Genomic DNA, 17,852 nt, shown 5'->3' on the forward strand with positions numbered 1-17,852 from the left:
ACTCAGCTTAGGGCTAGCCATCCACAGATGTTGAGTGTTCGAATGTTCTATCCACAACATAGCAATGCAGCCCCGCTAATCGCCGGTCAACCTGTCGAGAACTCCCCGTGCCCGCGGTCGCTCGGCGAGCAGGACGGGACACTCGATGTCGTCGACGACTTCCAAAACGAGACTACCCCTGAACAGTCGGGAGAGCAAGCCCCGTTCGGTTGCCCCGATTATTACCATCGAGCTGTCAGCGGCCGCCCGTTCAATCGCCGCCTCAACCTCGCCTGTCTCGACCCGGAGCGTGGCGTCACCGAGGCCGTGTTCCTCGGCCCACGCTTCGAGGAACGCCTCGCCCTCATCGCGTGAGTCTGCGACGTGCAGTAGGGTCACCTGTGAGCCGTACTCCCGCTGGAGAAGTTTCGCGACCTCCGCACTCAGATCGGAGTCTGGCCCGCCAGCCGTTGGGACGAGGATCTCCTCAGGCTCGAAGCCACGATCCTTCATCACCAGGAAATCACAGGGGAGGACGTCGGTCAACTCGTCGAGTGCGCTCTCCACGCGCCCGGGCGCCCCATGAGTGTTGTCTTCCCAGCCCATCACCACGAGGTCGGCCTGATGGTCGCGAGCAGCGTCGAAGATCTCCTCGAATAACCGATGGGAGAGGATCGTATGCGTTTCGACGTTGACCCCGAACGTTTCGGCGTCTCGCTTGGCCTTATCCAGTACCTTGTGGTAGTCCTCTTCGAGTTCATCAACGTGGTCGGCAGCGTACTGAAGCGCAGTCTGGTCGGGTGCGGTGACGATGTGGACCGCATCGACGGTCCCCCCGCGCTGTTTCGCAATCGCACTCGCCAACGTGATTAGATCCTTCTCGGTTCGAGGGTTCGCCAGTGGGACCATAACCCGATACTCGCCGCCATCAGGCTGGGCCTTGCTTGCTGCCGACACAGCCGTCGCCGGCATCTCGTCGGCCCGGTTGAGAATGTATTGACTCAAGATTCCTTTTTTTTCGGCCTTGTTGCGAGCATAGGCCAGATACCAGACGAGTCCCCCAACGACGAACACCAGCGAGAGGCCGATCTCGATCGGCTCCATGAACGCGATCAGTCCGAACGAGCTGATCGCTCCCAACGCGGGGACAACCGGATACAGCGGCACCTCGAAATCGGGCTGATACTCCGGGACGTCTGCCTCTCGCATCACGATCAACGCGAGGTTGAGTAGCCCGTAGACGATCAGGTGAAGGACGCTCCCGGCTTTGGCAAGTACCTTGATATTGCCGATCGCGATGAACAGGAGGATGAGTACTCCCGTGACGGCGATCGAGCGGTATGGCGTCGCGAAGTTCGGATGGATAGCGTTGAGCTTGTTCGAGATGAGTTTGTCCCGCCCCATCGCGAAGTTGATTCGTGACGACGCCAGGATCGAGGCGTTCGCGCTCGAGGCAGTCGCAAGGAGGCCAGCGAACGTCAGCAGGCCGACGCCGATCCCTGCGATTCCTATTGTCCCGAACGCAATCTCCGCGACGTCGAGTACGGGCGTGGTGGTGAATTCTGGGCCGAGTTGACGCCAGTTGATGACGCCCATCAGCACCACCATAATGATTGCGTACATGACCGTCACGATGAGGACGCTCCCAACGACTGCCAGCGGGAGGTTCCGTCCGGGGTTTTTCAGCTCCTCGGCGACGGTCGTGATCTTTGCGAACCCGAGGAACGAGACGAACACCAGTCCCGTTGCCGGAAGGATCGCGGTAGCTCCCCCCGTCTCTGTCGGGAAGAACGGCCGGAGCGTCGAGATGTCCGCCTGGAGGAACCCGAGTATCGAGAACAGCGTGAGAATCCCGACGAGGATCGTCACGATGACGACCTGGACACTTCCGGTTTCTTTGGCACCGACGTAATTCACGGCGATGAACGCCGTTCCTGCCAAGAGGGCACCGAGCTGAAACTCAGACAGCCCGACCGGGCCAAGCGCGAGCGCGGGCAGCGGGAGGAAGGTAGCGAGATACTCGCCGAATCCCAGTGTGTAGAACGCCGAGGCGAAGGCCAGTCCCATCCAGTTGCCCCAGCCGGCGACCGACCCGAACAGTGGCCCCAGCGCGTGATTGACGTAGTAATAGCTCCCACCGGCTTTCGGCATCGCCGTCCCGAGTTCGGATGCCGAGAGGGCAGTAAATAGCGAGATGACACCCCCGACGACGAACGAAAGCGCGACCGCCGGACCTGCAGCTGCCGCTGCTTGACCGGGCAGGACGAAAATTCCGGCCCCGATCATGGTACCGACTCCGATAGTCAGCGCTGAGAGCAGTCCGAGGTCCTTTGCGAGTTCCTCGTCGCCTGCACTCATTCCTCGGGCCCCTCCGGAATCGAGATGACTGGGCGATCTGCCTCGGTGATCAGCCGGAGAGATCGGTCACCCGACAACCACTGGACGATTCTCGCACCCCCGCGTGGTCTGAAGACGATAGCATCTGCGTTGATTTCGTCTGCGACTTCGATGATTCCCTCGACGACATCCCGGCGGTACGTAATCTCCGTCTCCGCGTCGGGGAACGTCTCCCGAAAAGCGTCGAACGCCTCAGCGGCAACTTGTTCGGACTGTTCGACTGGCGTCTTGTCTGGCACTCCTTCACCTTTTTCGACGACGTGGAGAACGGTGATTTGGCTGAAGTCGTACGGTTTGAGAGTCTGCGCCGTCGTTCGTGCGTCCTCTTGGTCAGCGACTGGTACGAGTACGTGTCGGGTGAGTTGTGTAGTCATGTCGGTATCAGTTGAGGTCGTAACGTGCAATATCGTCGGCACCACAGGCAGGGCACGTATCTTGGTTCTCGTCGAGCGTTGTTCCGCAATTCCGGCATTCGTAGACGATTGATTCGTCGGCCAACCAGTATCGCAACCGCTGGACGAGTGAGACCATCTCGACCCACCTACGACGACGCCTCTTGTTGCGACGGGCTCTGGAACGCCTCGTACGCCCGAGCGTCGGTCTGGTGGTGCGAGAGTAACGTCACTATGTCGTCGGGCTTGATGACAGTATAGCCGTGTGGCATGATTTCCTCGTCGCCCCGCTCGATGGCGATAACGAGTGTATCCTCATCGAGCACCCCCGTCTGGTTGGCCTCCTCGAGCGACATTCCCACGACCTGAGCGTCGGACGAAACGTTCACGGTGAGGATTCTCGCATTTCCAGTAAGATCGATGAAGTCGTTCAACGCTGGCGCTCGGGGGCTATCGTCGGGGTTGAACGGCTCGTAGGGGTTGAACAACTCGTCCTCGAGCAGGTCTTCGTCTTCGATTTCGATGCCGAGTTTCGAGAGACTTCGTGAGACCCGCTGAAGGTCTCTCGTGCTTTCGCCAACCGCCAGTACGTGGAGGTTCCGGCGGCCGGTCATTAACGAACGGACGTTGATCACGCCGGGGATAGTCCGTGCCTCGTGGGCCAGCGCCTCTCGCTCTGGGACGGGAACGTTACACAGGTAGAGATTCCTGAGGTTACTTCCGGCCGCCTCGAAGTCGATGTGTGTTCGATACCCCTGGATGATACCACAGTCTTCGAGTCTCTCAATCCGATTGCGAACCGTCGCACCCGAAACGTCTGCGCTCTCGGCGATCGAAGTGGCTGTAGCCCGACCGTCTTGCATGAGGGAATAGATGATGCGACGGTCCAAATCATCGAGTCGGTACCCCTCTTCGTGAAGCGTCATGACCCTCGTCTCCGAGTCGATTTTAAAAATCGAAATTTTCCACCGTGTTTTTGACTCTCTCGCTTCATACTACTTCATCAGATTCGGAGGCACAAATAGCATATGGACAATCACTCATCGTATTTCTCTCCCGGGGCTCTACAGAGCGGGTTCATCCTGATCGTCTACTATCCAAGACAACTCATGTAGGCGAATTCTTGGATAGTGGAACAAGAACGGACGTTCGAGAGTCGGTCTGAAGCAGTTCCCAGTCACGGATTCGGTCAAGTTCACGCATCACAGGCCCGCTATACCCTCTATAGTCTCAACTTCCACAGGATCCCAAAAGTCGAGACCAGTACTCTCAATGCATACGTACTCAGCTCCCATCCCTCAACTGTGGGTTTTACTCAGAGAGTTTCGTGGGTGTACTCCTCCTTCTAGCGTACTGATTGGGGGTCAAATCGGGGGTAATTGTGGCTGTAACGAAGGCTCAAGCTGATTCCAACGTTGCGTGCGGTCCCCCAAGCGAAACATATTAGCATATACTTGTATAAGCTATAGCTGATATGAGTAAGGGCACAATCACTGACGAAACCGCGGAAGGGACCGACACCTGCTGTGCACCGCCCCGAGACATCGACTCGGACGCCATGGCCACGGACCTCCAACTACTGACCGCGATGGGGAACGACACGCGATACGAACTGCTTCGGCGCATCACGAACGCCGACGATGGCGTCTGCGTCTGCGATCTCGAAGCCGCAGTCGGAGTCAGCCAGAGCGCCGTCAGCCAAGCACTTTCCCGCTTGTACACCGCAGGACTAGTCACGCGCCGTAAAGAGGGGTCCTGGCGGTACTATGAACCGACTGAGACGACTGCTGCCCTCCTCGAAACACTCGACGACCTGCGAGGTACCCATGAGTAACGATACTGATCCCGTAGCCGGTGACCGCGACCCCGAGGAGGCTCGGAAGATGGTGCGCGAACGCTACGGGACCATCGCTACGGACGGTAAGGACTGCTGTGTCGGTGTCGATGTCGCCGACCAGGGTGCGTGCTGTGACGGCAACGAAGACGCGACTGGGAGCGAACGCCTCGGGTACGATACGGACGATATCGCGTCGGTCGCCGACGGTGCAGACCTCGGCCTCGGGTGTGGAAACCCGAAGGCATTCGCCGAGATGGCACCCGGTGAGACAGTACTCGACCTAGGCTCAGGTGCGGGCTTCGACTGCTTCCTCGCTGCACAGGAGGTCTGTCCGGACGGCCGCGTCATCGGTGTCGACATGACACCAGAGATGGTCTCGAAAGCGAGAGAGAACGTCGCGAAGAACGACGCCGACAACGTCGAGTTTCGACTCGGCGAGATCAGCCACCTCCCCGTTGCCGATACGACCATCGATGTCGTTATCTCGAACTGCGTCATCAATCTCGCCCCGGAGAAACAGCTCGTGTTCGACGACGCCTATCGTGTCCTCAAGCCCGGTGGGCGCGTCGCCATCTCAGATGTCGTCCAAACCGCGCCGTTCCCCGACGACATCAAGATGGACCCGGACTCGCTAACTGGCTGCGTCGCCGGTGCGTCGACCGTTGCGGATCTCGAAGCGATGCTCGCCAGTGCCGGCTTCGAAGCGATCGAGATCGCGCCCAAAGATGAGAGCACCGAGTTCATCAGTGATTGGGATGCCGATCGCGACCTCGGTGACTACCTCGTGTCGGCTACTATCGAGGCCCGGAAGCCACCACAAGATCGCTAACTAACAGAAAAGTACTGGCAGCCTTGCCCAGTTGGGAATTGTGCGATCCGGGGATCGAACGAACCCTCCGATTACGCCTACGCTACGGTTCGTCCGGATAGAACTCGTCGAACAACATCTCGACGCGTCGCTCTATGTCGTCACGAATATCGCGGACAGTGTCGAGGTCTTGCCCGTACGGATGTCTAACGCCCAGTCTCTAACGTCGACGTTCTCCGCGTCCAGTTCCAGCGTCGAACAGCCCATCGTGGCGACGACATCGCACGATTCGAACTCGTCAGTCGAAACCCCCCGCGGTGTCCGGTTCGAGAGATCGATGTCTCGCTCACGCATGACCGTGATCACTTCGTCGTGAACGCTTTCAGCCGGGTGTGAACCGCCGGTAAGGATCTCGATATTGTCCCCTCATTCTCGCCGGTCGCGTTCCCGCTCAGCGAACGCAGCCGACATCTGGCTACGCCCCGCATTCTGTACACACACAACCCCCAACTTCGTCGATGATGCTGTATCCATGGACAATTCCCTCTTTGATACCGTGTTAAGCGCTCCTATGAGTATCGGCGCCCAGATCCAGATCGCCTGTTCGCCCTCTTTGACGTAGCGGTCGAACTCGTTTCGCCAGGTGTTGTACCCTGCAACCTTCGTCGCCTCCGGACACTGGAGTTCGATGAGGAGCGTATTTCGGTGTGAGTAGTCGTGGAATCGAGACTGGACGTCGAGCCACTGCTGGAACTCTTCGGTCGCCGTGGCTTCGTCGACGAGGTCGATGAGATCCTCGACCCATTCTTCTATCGTGCTGTGCATCTCGTCGCGTCGGGTGTCGGTGTCGCTGAACGACACCGGTGGGTAGTCACTCGTCGCCATGATTTCCGTCGAGACGTCCCGATTCGGAACGCCCCGCACCCTGTCAGGGGCCGATAAAATGTACTGAGCGCAGAGTGGTTCGTGAGCTCTACTCAATCGAACCCGTCGCAAGCAAGTTCTCGCGAACCGCGTCACGGCTGGTCATCAGTTCCCGTTATCGCTGATATTCGTCAGGGTACCAGTTCGTCGCAGTCCGAATCGAATTCGATGACGAGGAGCAGTACGAGCGGTTGAAAGCGTTGAAGAAACACCGTGGATTGACGTGGAAAGGATTGCTTCTCGAAGGCGAGAAGAAGGTTCGGGAGGATATCCCGGAGTAAGCGTCTAACGTGGTTCGTGAAATGTAGTGTCGGATTCACGCCCGGCCTAAAGGCCGGGGTTCTCTCCGTGAATCAGGTAGGTGCCATGAGGCCCGCTTTCATCGCGTCGGAGAACCCTGTCAGTGACGAGACGCTGAAGAACGCGAGTGGTCGGTTCGTGTGACCACTCCGCTTCTGAGGCGATCCAGTTCTCCGTCCTGGGCTCTGAGAGCTGACGAGCGACCATCCGAACTCGGTCTTCCCCCGTGGTCTGGTTCTTGAGAAGCCCTCTATGTTTATCGTCTTCGTTCTCCGCCATGCGCCAGCTTTCGAGTTGTATCTTGATATCGGTTGAGGAGATTCATCGTATTTCGAACTGCTGGTATAGGGGTTGACCGGGATACTATTGGAGTCACCGACGGCGCATCGAGCAACTTCTGAAGAGGGCTGTGGACTGCCGGTCAGTTACGCACGACTTCAGTCGTGGGTCACTGACAAACGCGCTCCGTGTCGTAGTTGTGGACCGTGACGTCGATAGTCCACGACGCTTGCTCGTAGTCTGGGTTCCCGACGACCAGAACCGGGGCCTGCTCTCGCAGGTGCACGTGGTATCGGCCGGTGTTTGGGAACCGATACTCTTCCTCGATTCGGTCGCGGAACCCCGATTGATACTCGCCCTCGATATCGGAGTCTGCCGGCTTGATATGAAGTCTGACTTCCGCCTCGTCGTTAGTCTCCGTTGCCGAGACGACCGACACCTCCAGTACGTCGCCCGCATCGACCTCGATGTACCACTCTTTTTCGTAGAAACTTGTCAGTCCCTCACCACGAAAGATCGGGATTGAACCGCGTCTAACCCGTTCGTTGCGACAGTTTTCGCCCCCGCTATCGCTGCTACAGCCCGCGGTCGCGACGGCCACCAGCAGCGCTCCCATTCGCAACACACGGCGACGCGACTTCGGGGTGCTGTCGCCAGGGAGAGAATTCATATTCAATCAATATAGTCCAAATGTCATAACAGTATCTTCTGTTGAGGTGGCCCGCTCACGTGTGTGACGACTGGGTGACAGAGGAAGGTGACTTTGAGAGGGACTACTGAGGGAGAGTGAGTTGTCGTTGGACGAACCCATAGAATCATGCTTGTTGTCACGTCATCTATTGCCGATGCGACTGCTGTGCTCAGTGTATGAACAAGAGGGAGTCACTGAAGCTTCCGAGGTGTGTTGGACGTGCGACAACGGATAGTAGGAGTCGGGCTGGCCGCGATGAGCGTCTTTACCTCACAGCCAGTAGTACGCCTTCTTTCATCTGCTGAGTTACCAGAGGTCGGCATCACGCTCTTGATCATCGCTCTAAGCACGTCCAATGATGGCGTGATCGGAGTGCAACTTTCCTGGGTCTTTCTCGGCTACCTCGTCTACGCGCTTGTTCCGAAACTGTATCCCAAAGAGATGCAACGACTATCAGTGACGGTCGGGTTCCGAGCCCTCACTGCGGTACTGACGGTGTATTTTGGCCTCGCTTTGACTGTCGGGTTGGGCCTGAGTCCCTCACAAGTTGCGTTTGGTCTCGTTGAGAGCGGAGTCGTTCTGGGCAATTTTTGGCGCGGAGTGATCGTCGGGACACTCGCATTCAGCATCTATCTCTCAGTTCTCCGTGATGAGCATCTCTTTGATGAAGAGAGTGTCGTGTTTCGAGCCTACTTGACGTTCGATACGTTCTCCGACGAGGCGATTGCATCCGAAAAACGCACGCTTAGAGCGGCACGGGAATTGCCGGACCACGTGCGTCGTATCGTACTCTCGTTGTACGACATTCCCTCAGGTGTTATCTTCGTCGGTCCCTGCTTTGGGGTTGGAATCGTCATTGGTGTCCTGAACACGTACTATCCCGTTCCGGAAGCGCTCTTTCTCTTCGGCGTCGTCGTGAGCTTCATCCCCACTGGTGGGCGAATCACTCGGGTTCGTACGAATCTTGAATCTCGCCTGGTAGATAATACTGTCAACTCAATCCGCAATTTCAAAGGGATGCTGATGGTGGTCGTGAGCGGGCTTGGACTCGGGTTCTGTGCGTACGTGTTAATCGGCAACCTTGGACTGACTACTGACACCGTTGGCAATCTCCTCGAGATAATCAGTGGGCAAGGATTCGACCACCCATCCGATGAGGCCGGTTGGACCGTTGCACGCAGTGCAGCCCTGAGTGCTGTGCTGCTGACCCCGTTCGTTTACAGCCTCATCGGGTTGCTGTATTGGTCTCGGCAGTTCTCACGGATACCAACGTTCGCTGAATATTGGGAGAGTGAAACGTACGACCTGCCCCCACCGGACGTACCCTCATCCCTCGCTACTCGGCCGAGGGGTGGCCTGCTTTTCGCCAACAGTCTGCTCCTGCTCGCCTCAGTGTTTGTCTGGCAGTTCTTCGATGAAAGTGCGTCACTCCTGGTGCTCGTAGGGTTCGATGTCGTCTGGTTCTTTCTTCTGTTTTTGGTACTGCAGTCGGTTCGCTACAGTTTCCACGGCGACCCGCAGCCGATCGAATCGGATGGTGAAGTCGTGTTTCTCGCTGCTATTGGACAGGCAATTTCGATTGCGTTCGCCGAAGGCCTGCTCAAAGGATACTTCTCAGATATCCTCGGGTCATATCCCGATGACGTGGAACTGGTCGTCGCGGTTATGGTTGGATTGCTCCTGATGATGATCATCATGCTGGCTAATGTCTGGGAGATGCCAGACAGACTTGCCGAACGGACTCACGAAGGGCAGACTGAGTCAGAAGAGAGTCTGTGGGCCTTGGTCGGGATTTGCGTCGTTCTGTTTTTTGTTTTCTATGCCGCGGCCGTTGTGGGGCTTGCTTCGTCACTTGACGTGGGTATCTACCTACTCGTAGTCGCGTATGTGCTGTTGCTGTGGTATATCGAATCTCACGTTATCCCTGACAGTGCGGGTGACGATGTGGACGCTTGACAACCGTCCCGGCCTGAAACGTGACTACGAGACAAGCGCCTTTCAGAGATCAAGCAGCCTGCGAAGTCGAGAGAGGAGTCCAACCTGCATGCCGAAGATTCGTTCCATCTCCTCGTCGCTGAGCTCGAAGTCGAAGGTGTCGAAGTCCTCTTCGATACGAGTCCGGCTCGAAGCCTTGGGAATCGCGGTGACCATCTCTTGTTGACTCAATCAGCGGAGTGCGACCTGCGCTGGCGGTCTTTCCGTACTGCTCGCCAATCTCCTTGAAAACCTCGTTTCCGATGACTCTCCCCTTGTCCAGTGGAGTGTACACGGTCAGAACGATACCGTTCTCGATGCAGAACTCGAGTATCTCGAACGAGGACTGTGATGGGATCAGAAAGACGGTCGTTGCGAGGGAGATCGTCCCGAGTAAAAATCTAGTTTATATTGAATATAAAAGAACTAGTATTTAATCGATGCGAGATTGCCTACGTGAGCCGTTTTGAGACGCTCACCAGTGTCTGCTTACGCCAAGTGAGACACCTGCAGCCGATGCAACCTCTTTTTGAGTCCTTTCCTCGCATTCTACCAGATAAATAACCGCTGCTGCTACGCCTGCTGGATTCCGTCCGATACTCAGGCCGGCTCTCTGAGATGCTCGTGTCAGTGTGATGTCACTAGTGACTGTAGCCTCATCACAGCCGAGTGCACTGCAAATTCCCTCCACATAGGCCTCTGGAAGGCATTCTGTATCCTGAATTTGAAGCTCGCGTTGGATCTGTTTGGTGAGTTTTCCGATAATCCGAGGGTTCTCTCCGGTCCGAGAGGCGATTCGATTAATCGGGAGTGGCTCCCCCACCTGTCTGGTTGCCAAACACACCACGGCATTGATTTACCTCCTCTGTTCGCCGTCCCTCAATCAGACCCTGCTGGACCGCCTCTGCGTAGATTTCCGCAGCCTGCAACCGTACGTCAGACGAGAGATTGGCCCGCTCTCCGATGAACTCAAGATACTCGAGTGACATAGCAAGTCGGTGCTCTGTACTGTTCCGCGCCTTGTGAAACTCTGACCATCTCGGTTTCTTCTCCGGAACCTCTGCTACATCCACACCAACGTTTCTATGCTCACGGAGAGTCTCATCTAACCGTTCTTGATGAATAACGAATCCACACGCGTTACAGAACGCATCAATCTGCTCAAAGGATTCATCAACAGGGCTCTCCTCGCACGCAGGGCAAACTAACCCACAATCCATGACGAATTTGCTGGGCACCATTTAATCACTCGACCCTTGAGTTTCGCTGAGACGATCCTGACTACGTAGCACCTGAGAATGTTGAACCGATGGTGAGGGTCCCCCCAGAGAAGCTGGCACTCCATCTGCAGCACAACTCGGACAATCCGGTAACCATGACAGCGATTGCTCCCACTCAATCTCTCCCCACAGCTGTCGCTCTCCACATGCTTCGCAAATCCAGTCGTACACACCATGAGATCGGGCAAGGTCCGGATACTCACCTGCGATTTCTGGCGTAAGCTTTGTCTCCGGGTAAGCCTCTAAATACTCGACGAGCTTCTTCCGTGGATACTCGATTAACCCCGGGAGTAACCCGACTGAGCCTACATCATTGTAACTCGTCTCACCCTGTCCGCAGCGCTCTCGGTATGAACAGAACTCACACTCCCACTGAAACGTCGGGTTCGGCGGTGGAAGTTCACTGTCCAGTCGATACGTGGTGTGCTGTACCGCCCACTCAACGACGGTGTCTGTCCAGAACTCCGGATCGAACTCCACATGAAAACACCTGAGGTCAAGCGACGTTCGTCCACCGTAGAGAATGACCGCGTCAGTGACCGACCGGTCGTACTTCTCAGACAACCCCCACATATACGCATGCGCCTGCGCACGATGATGTCGATTCGGCGCGTCCACATTCTCCACCGACTGCTTCGTCTTAATCTCAGTCAGCAGCAGTGGCTCTCCACAACGAGACTCACTTCGGTTATTCCTTACTGATGGACTTGCTTCGCACCCTGTGCCTCTGGAGAGCGGCTTGAGTGAAATCCTGCGGTTTACGCGGAGTTGGTGGTCCGTGAGCGAACTTGTGAACTCGCATAGGCTCTGATAGCGCTGATGGTACTTACTCAATCAGCCATTGACAGACTCAGTACTCTCGTCTTCATCCTGTGCGTCTGGTTCGTATAAAATATCGACAGTCGGTCGATTTGTCGCCACAAGCAGAACCGCAAGTTGAAGATTTTTTCCAGGGGACACAACTTGCCTCTGTGAGTCATAGATTATTATCCCCGCATCTGTGAGCGTGGGAAGATGCGTCTGAGAAAGCGCATTGTACGCGTTTCGATAGGGCTCCCCTGTCGCCTGCTCAACCGGGAGATCGTGCTCCCACGCGGTGATTTGACTTGCGAGAAACCGGACTGAGATTGCTTTGTTCTCTCTTTCAGCCATAAGTTGAATTACACGACGACGGCGAGCAGCTCGTAGTGCGTGATGAATAATGGACAGGTGTTTCTCCACCGTGTCTTCGTCACTCATCTTCTGATCACCCCTTCACTGATGTCTGCGAGGAGGTGTCCTGACCCGAACCGTCGCCCGTGAACGTTCTCGAGTTCGCCATTGGTCGTGATTATCTCCTTCGTGCGTGCTAATTAATTTACTCCTTTGAAAGAGCAAATTCCTAACACAGCTCCGACTCGCTATCCGGGTGATGAGTGATGGTGCAGGTCGGCCTCCGTCCGTTTCAAACAAAGAGATTCTTGACGTATTTCGAGAAGCAGCTGATCCAGTTCTCACGACATCCGAAGTGGCTGCTGAACTCCCAATCGAACGGCGTGGTCTTCTAGACCGGCTCAAGAATCTGGAAGCGGACGGAACGTTACAGTCGAAGTCTGTTGGAGGACGGAGTGTCGTCTGGTGGCATCCGAAATATACGAAGAAGATGCAACCCACAGAGGACGAATAGCGTATTCAGGTCCGCCATGAAATCTTGACTTCGTATCAGAAGTTGGTTATCGTATCTGACACGGCGTATTTACATTCAAATACTTGTTCGCAGACAGAACACTCATACATGGCGACACAAGAGGCAATCAAACCGCACCTCGCAGACGGAGAAACAATCAACAGTGCCCGCGCCAGCGGCACCGACGCCATCGTCGTCACCGACCGACGCATCCTCGACATCAAACAACACAACGCTAACTCCGGACGCGAGCACCAATTCGTTAACAGCACCCTGTTCACAGGCGATAACGTCGCCGGTGTCCGCATCACCGAGATCGGCAAGGAACCAGTCGACATCGAACGCATCCTTCTCGCCGTCTTCGTCGGCATTGGAGGCGTCATCGCAGGCTTTCTCGCCAACGAAATCATCCCAGACATCGGCAATCTACTAGCCGTCTTCATCGGACTCACAGGCCTCGCAATCGCCGTCGCGATGACATACGAAGCATTCCAAACCGAAGATGGACACATCAAGATCTCACTGCTCTCACTCAATGGTGACACGTTTGAGGCGCTGACCCTCGCCGAGGACGAAGCCGACGTCGCCGCCTCAATTTCGGAAGCAGTCGGCAACGCTCATCCGGCTTAATACGACGCAATCCCCCTTCGTAACCTCAATGAGAACTTGTGCTAGTCAATCATCTGGACGTCTCAGAGATGGGACGACGACCACCGTAAAGAGGCGCGTCATGACGTCGTCACACATATTAACCAACACGATGTCCTGTCTGCCAATTCTGTTGGTTAAGGTGATGACTGCCGAAAGGTACAGACGACTGAGTGATTTGTAACCACACCAATTGAACGATGAATACCGACTCCCTTTGCTTCCAGCTATTCCTATCCCGTTGTCAATTAGTTAAGCTCGCCGCATTTAAGCCTGGTCTGTTAGCCAGGGTTGATGAGAATGAGTAGTATTCATTCATTGAAACAACAGAACCGTTGGATTGCCTGGCGATTTCCCCGGTGTAACTCGCTCAACTGCAATAAACCACAGGAGCAGGGATGCGGTTCATGTCCCCTCAAAGAGAGACCAAAACCGACCGCGCCGATCCAAGCCTCTGACTGCACAGAATACGCATCGATGGAGGACCCCACAACTTGGGTCAGTTACGACGAAGCAGTCATCTACCACAAGCGCTCGGACACGACGACAGACGGTGTCGCGTACATGCTCTCACCGTCCGAACCAACAGTCGGACTCGTTCTCAAACGCTGCCACGACCCCGAGACAGGTACCATCGACACGTGGGCGCGAGAAATCGTTGATCGAGTAGACACATACACCGAGATTTCGGAAACCGGGACTGGTCTTCGACTGTTCGCAGCGACGACTGATCCGAATTCCTCAGGATCGACCTAGGTGGCGACATCTGAGCTATCAAGGAGTCTTGATATTGAACAAGATCAAATCTCAATACACGAAGACGCCACCTACCTCATCTACACCCGACAGCAGTTACCTGGCACTCCAGATGAAGTTCAAACCCGTCCTGAAGCCATCAACGAAATTTGCGCGACATATCTTAATGTAGACGACCGAGGTAGTGTTGTTCACTCATGACCTCTACTCAGCGTAGGCTAGACCGACGTCATTTGGCATAGCGACATCAAACTGGCCTACCGAGAAATACGACTACATCGACAGTCACATTAGGTGAGTATACGACCCAACGGCTGAGTTCGAATGAGCGACGACGGCCCTCGCGACTACGACAAAGAGTTCACCGTCCAAGTTGACCGCTGGGCCCGCCGTCGACTCGGAATCGACGTTGAACGGGGGAAGGTAACACGCTTTGTCGTACAACTCGAGTACCTCGTTGACCCGCTCGTCGATGAGTGGGCGACCGTCGTTCGATACGATCACGATGAAGAAGGAAGCGACGAAGCGACGCACGACGTCACCGAGGAGGGGTTACACATCGACATCTACCGCGCCGGCCAGAAGATCGATAGCCACGAACTCACTCCGCCGCTCTCAGCGAATCAGGCACTCGATGCTGCCGAAGACCATTTGAACACGCACCTGAATGGGTACATACGGAGATTTGAACAATGGCACGGGATCAATCGCGACGCCCCATGACCGACGCCAAAATCGAGGAACTGCGCGAGAAGATGCAGGATCAGCGCAGCGACATTCGCGATTACCTCGAAAGCGAAGGCGTCGACGTGAGTTCGTGGGAGGTCCCGGATGAGGCCAGTGCCGATTCTGACGCCGAACGTGATACAGCTGATTCTGACTGAACGCGAACCGGACTGACGTCGTTGAGCGGCAGAGAGACCGAGATGGTCGTGCAGGGGGGCCGCTCGGTGGCGCCTATACAGTGAACTGTTGAATTCCGACCCTGGTTCCGACTAAACCGAAGTAACCGGCATGGCTTTCAGAAGCAATGGGCTGGAGATGCGCCAGTTCTTGTTTCCAGAGAGCTCCCATTAACTCAGGGTGCTGGTCGTATCCAAATTGAACTGCTTGACGGCTTCGTCGGATCAATTTATCATGCTCCCGAAGAGAATACCTGCGAACGCAACTTCAATAAGGAGGATAACGATGAGCAGACTATGAGACGAGACCCCGCTACCACAGAGACCGATCATCCCGAATGTCACTAAGCCTAGGCCCATCAGGAGAATACCGGCCTGCCGTGGACCAATCATCTCGCGCACGTTCTTTATCATACCCCAATCAATTCACACAGGTAATCTATAGTAGTAATTGAAAGAGATCACTCAGCCAGTGAGGTCTCTCGTACGCCTGCTGAGAGACCGAGAGCACTGAATTCGGTGTGAAGAATCTTCAAACACATAGTTACGGACGCTGGTATAGATCAAGGAGGTGGATTTGAGCTGGTGAGACGGTAGTTTCCTACTTTCGCATCGTCCGTTGCTTCCCACAGCCGGAGCAGCGGAGTGTCACACTATGTCTCCCTTCACTGACGACCGAATACCCCTTTCTTCGTCCAGTGATGGTTTTTTTCATTCTCTGTCCACAACTTGTGCATTGGGCTTTGAATCCCATACTCTGTTATGACAATCAGTTTTTCATAAGTATATGGGTAATATGATTTTCTTAATCAGTTACTTAGTGGGATCAACGTCGGACTTCGGTGCTTCGTAGTCTAATCCGAAACCGATGATGGGACCCTTGTTGATTGCGAGATATTTGTTTGACGAAGTCAAGACATTCGCTAGGATCTAGATAGATGAGATCATTGAACGACTGACAGAGTCTGATCTCCTCGAACCGGTGACAGACACGAGACTGTCCAGAGTGACTCCTGCACATGAACTCAATGATTCAAGATTTATGCCCAGGTAACCGAAAGAAAATAAGCTGGCTATCTTCAAACGCCGGACAGGCGAACGATGATAGCTTTGCCCTCCTCTCCGCAGGTATGTATGAATCCCTCGTCCTTCCATCAGCGCTCACGAAGTCATGCGAGCGTCGCACTGATGCTGGCCGGGTGTGCAGTCATGATCGATGGAACCAATGATCCTTTTGTTTTGGTTGGATTGGTCATCGTAGCGGCGTTAATAACTCTCAATCTCTGTGCGTGGGACACACTGTGACCGACCCGTTCAGCAACCAATTCGGAAAGGGACGGATCCCTCCCGCTAAGCGTCTCGTAGGCGATTATAAAACCAAGATCGTGCTGGCTCTGTCGGCTGCGCTATTCATTGGTTCTTTTGTTTACCTGTCGTACCGGTACCAGACGTTCCTCCTGTATGGAGGTGACTTCGGCGACTACGTCCACCTTTTCTCAACAACGGTCCATGGGACCGGATTTCTTCAGCAGGCGAAATTCCGCGCAGGGCTTAGTTCCTATTGGGGGGCACACTTCGCCGTCACGCTCCTCGGCCTCGTTCCTGTGTTCGCACTCTTCCAGACACCGTACACCCTGCTCGCAGCTCAGTCGCTCGCCCTCGCCACGAGTGTGTCGGTTCTCTGGGCCGCCGCTCGGAGTCAACTCGCAGACGACCGGGTTGCGGGTCTGGTTGTCGTCTCGTACGCACTGAATCCGTACCTCTGGTCGGCGTGGGGGAACGGGTTTTACGAACAGGCAGTGCTCCCCGCGCTCGTGTTTGGCACGTACTACGCATACCGCAAGCGCTCCTTCTACGCGTTTCTCGGTGGGGTCGCTCTAATCGCGCTGACTAACGAGTTCGCGACACTGATGCTAGGTGGATTCCTTGCTGGGCTAGCGCTGGTGGCGTTCCGTCGGAACCGTCTCCGTAGTGAGGGACGTCTCTTCGTCATCTGCTTCGCCATCGTTGTCGCGGTCAAGTTCGTCTCCGGAGTGGTCATCTCGTACTTCAACGACACACCAGGCATACCGATGGCCTCCCTCGCAGCTCCACTCGCTCCTGTCATTGAGGGACCACGGACGACCGTCACTACCCTCCTTGGCACGGTTGTATCGAATCCAGACCTTCTGATGGAATTGTTCACGCTCAGCCTCTCAGGAAAGGTCTTGGGTCTGTTCTTCGTGCTCATCCCTGTGTTCTTCGTCGCGGCCCTCGATGAGACGACGCTCGGTGCGCTCGCGCCGTTCTTGATTTTCGGCTGGCTGTTCGCCGGCAAGTCCGGCTACTACCAGTTCGCCGGCCACTACCCGCTCTACGTCCTGCCCTTCCTCTACGTCGGTCTGATCCGTGTTTTCGACCGACTCTCAGTCACCATCCCCTCCCGGGAACTATTCGCCCGAATGACGATTCTCGTCTTGGTGATCTCGGCCGGTGTCGGTATCGTCGCCCTTCAGGGACCGTTTGGCCTCGGAGAGATCAAAGCACCGGGTGAACGTAATCGGTTGGTGGATGATGCCATCGACACCGTACCCCGAGACGCGACACTCGTCACACAAAACGACGTCTATCCGCTTGTTTCGGCCCGTCCGACCGCTAGGTACGTCGCCGCACCAGCGCAGTTCGAGCGCTATCAGGAGGAGCACGGCGTGGTGCGCCCGGACTATATCCTCGTGGATCACCACTCGAAGTTCTGGTCGCAAAAACTCACGGAGGGCTTCGGTGACCGTCTCGGGACGGAGTATGGCCGCTACCGGGCTGAAGGAGAGATTGTCCTCTGGAAGCGAGGGTACAGTGGACCGGTACAGCCACTGTCGAACACCACAGCGACGAACGCTGACTGATTCCTTCGACTATCGTCTTCGACTGCCGTGAACTGCAGTAATTTGACCTGTCTCTCTTGGACCCTTCTTCGGCACGCCTTGAACCCCCACGCTGTTCTTCTTGTCCAATCGAGACTCTCGTCAGCGTCGCCACTCCA

14 protein-coding genes and 3 pseudogenes are annotated in these 17,852 nt (G+C 55.7%); 7 read left to right on the forward strand and 10 right to left on the reverse strand.

Annotation, left to right across the window (positions count from 1 at the left end; all coding sequences use genetic code 11):
- Positions 1–75: 75 nt before the first annotated feature.
- The 3 genes from C2R22_RS21290 to C2R22_RS21300 form a co-directional block, all read right to left on the reverse strand.
- The gene (locus C2R22_RS21290; protein WP_103427808.1) at positions 76–2,337 is read right to left on the reverse strand and encodes an amino acid permease; all 2,262 of its coding nucleotides are present in this window, start codon (positions 2,335–2,337) and stop codon (positions 76–78) included.
- On the reverse strand, positions 2,334–2,750 hold the full coding sequence (locus tag C2R22_RS21295) for a universal stress protein (RefSeq protein ID WP_103427809.1): 417 nt from the start codon (positions 2,748–2,750) through the stop codon (positions 2,334–2,336). Before C2R22_RS21295 ends, C2R22_RS21290 begins: the two co-directional genes overlap by 4 nt.
- A gap of 167 nt (positions 2,751–2,917) precedes the next feature.
- Positions 2,918–3,694, reverse strand: coding sequence for an Lrp/AsnC family transcriptional regulator (locus C2R22_RS21300; protein ID WP_103427810.1), 777 nt, complete (start codon positions 3,692–3,694; stop codon positions 2,918–2,920).
- Positions 3,695–4,242: 548 nt separating this feature from the next.
- Here C2R22_RS21300 and C2R22_RS21305 point away from each other — a divergent pair.
- On the forward strand, positions 4,243–4,602 hold the full coding sequence (locus C2R22_RS21305) for an ArsR/SmtB family transcription factor (RefSeq protein ID WP_103427811.1): 360 nt from the start codon (positions 4,243–4,245) through the stop codon (positions 4,600–4,602).
- Positions 4,595–5,434: an arsenite methyltransferase gene (locus C2R22_RS21310; RefSeq protein WP_103427812.1), complete on the forward strand. Its 840-nt coding sequence runs from the start codon at positions 4,595–4,597 to the stop codon at positions 5,432–5,434. Before C2R22_RS21305 ends, C2R22_RS21310 begins: the two co-directional genes overlap by 8 nt.
- A gap of 82 nt (positions 5,435–5,516) precedes the next feature.
- Here the strand turns inward: C2R22_RS21310 and C2R22_RS21315 are convergent.
- From C2R22_RS21315 to C2R22_RS21330, 4 genes and pseudogenes are all read right to left on the reverse strand, one after another.
- Positions 5,517–5,830 (reverse strand): annotated as a pseudogene (locus tag C2R22_RS21315) (arsenate reductase/protein-tyrosine-phosphatase family protein).
- Positions 5,831–5,986: 156 nt separating this feature from the next.
- Positions 5,987–6,298 (reverse strand): annotated as a pseudogene (locus C2R22_RS21320) (ArdC-like ssDNA-binding domain-containing protein); the annotation flags it as partial.
- A 396-nt stretch (positions 6,299–6,694) separates the two neighbouring features.
- Positions 6,695–6,916 (reverse strand): annotated as a pseudogene (locus tag C2R22_RS21325) (DUF7342 family protein); the annotation flags it as partial.
- A 169-nt stretch (positions 6,917–7,085) separates the two neighbouring features.
- The gene (locus C2R22_RS21330) at positions 7,086–7,532 is read right to left on the reverse strand and encodes a hypothetical protein (protein ID WP_103427813.1); all 447 of its coding nucleotides are present in this window, start codon (positions 7,530–7,532) and stop codon (positions 7,086–7,088) included.
- A gap of 330 nt (positions 7,533–7,862) precedes the next feature.
- On the opposite strand from C2R22_RS21330, the gene C2R22_RS21335 reads away from it, so the two are divergent.
- Positions 7,863–9,563, forward strand: a complete 1,701-nt coding sequence (locus C2R22_RS21335) for a hypothetical protein (protein ID WP_103427814.1) — start codon at positions 7,863–7,865, stop codon at positions 9,561–9,563.
- A gap of 42 nt (positions 9,564–9,605) precedes the next feature.
- Here C2R22_RS21335 and C2R22_RS25325 read toward each other — a convergent pair whose 3' ends face one another.
- The 3 genes from C2R22_RS25325 to C2R22_RS21340 form a co-directional block, all read right to left on the reverse strand.
- Entirely contained in the window at positions 9,606–9,758 is a 153-nt protein-coding gene (locus tag C2R22_RS25325) for a hypothetical protein (RefSeq protein ID WP_162562593.1), read from the reverse strand.
- 298 nt (positions 9,759–10,056) lie between these two features.
- Entirely contained in the window at positions 10,057–10,428 is a 372-nt protein-coding gene (locus C2R22_RS27590) for a hypothetical protein (RefSeq protein ID WP_394342400.1), read from the reverse strand.
- Between the two features lie 1,267 nt (positions 10,429–11,695).
- Complete coding sequence (locus C2R22_RS21340; protein ID WP_103427815.1) at positions 11,696–12,100, reverse strand: DUF7344 domain-containing protein; 405 nt, start codon at positions 12,098–12,100, stop codon at positions 11,696–11,698.
- A 535-nt stretch (positions 12,101–12,635) separates the two neighbouring features.
- On the opposite strand from C2R22_RS21340, the gene C2R22_RS21350 reads away from it, so the two are divergent.
- From C2R22_RS21350 to C2R22_RS21365, 4 genes are all read left to right on the forward strand, one after another.
- Positions 12,636–13,157, forward strand: coding sequence for a hypothetical protein (locus C2R22_RS21350; protein WP_103427816.1), 522 nt, complete (start codon positions 12,636–12,638; stop codon positions 13,155–13,157).
- Between the two features lie 1,098 nt (positions 13,158–14,255).
- A complete protein-coding gene (locus C2R22_RS21355) occupies positions 14,256–14,654 on the forward strand; it encodes a DUF7718 family protein (RefSeq protein WP_103427817.1) in 399 nt (132 codons plus the stop codon).
- Positions 14,651–14,815 (forward strand): hypothetical protein, encoded by a 165-nt coding sequence (locus tag C2R22_RS25330; protein ID WP_162562594.1) that lies wholly within the window; start codon positions 14,651–14,653, stop codon positions 14,813–14,815. Before C2R22_RS21355 ends, C2R22_RS25330 begins: the two co-directional genes overlap by 4 nt.
- Before the next feature lie 1,319 nt (positions 14,816–16,134).
- Positions 16,135–17,715 (forward strand): DUF2079 domain-containing protein, encoded by a 1,581-nt coding sequence (locus tag C2R22_RS21365; protein ID WP_162562595.1) that lies wholly within the window; start codon positions 16,135–16,137, stop codon positions 17,713–17,715.
- Positions 17,716–17,852: the final 137 nt, after the last annotated feature.

The organism is Salinigranum rubrum, from assembly GCF_002906575.1.
Classification (GTDB): domain Archaea; phylum Halobacteriota; class Halobacteria; order Halobacteriales; family Haloferacaceae; genus Salinigranum; species Salinigranum rubrum.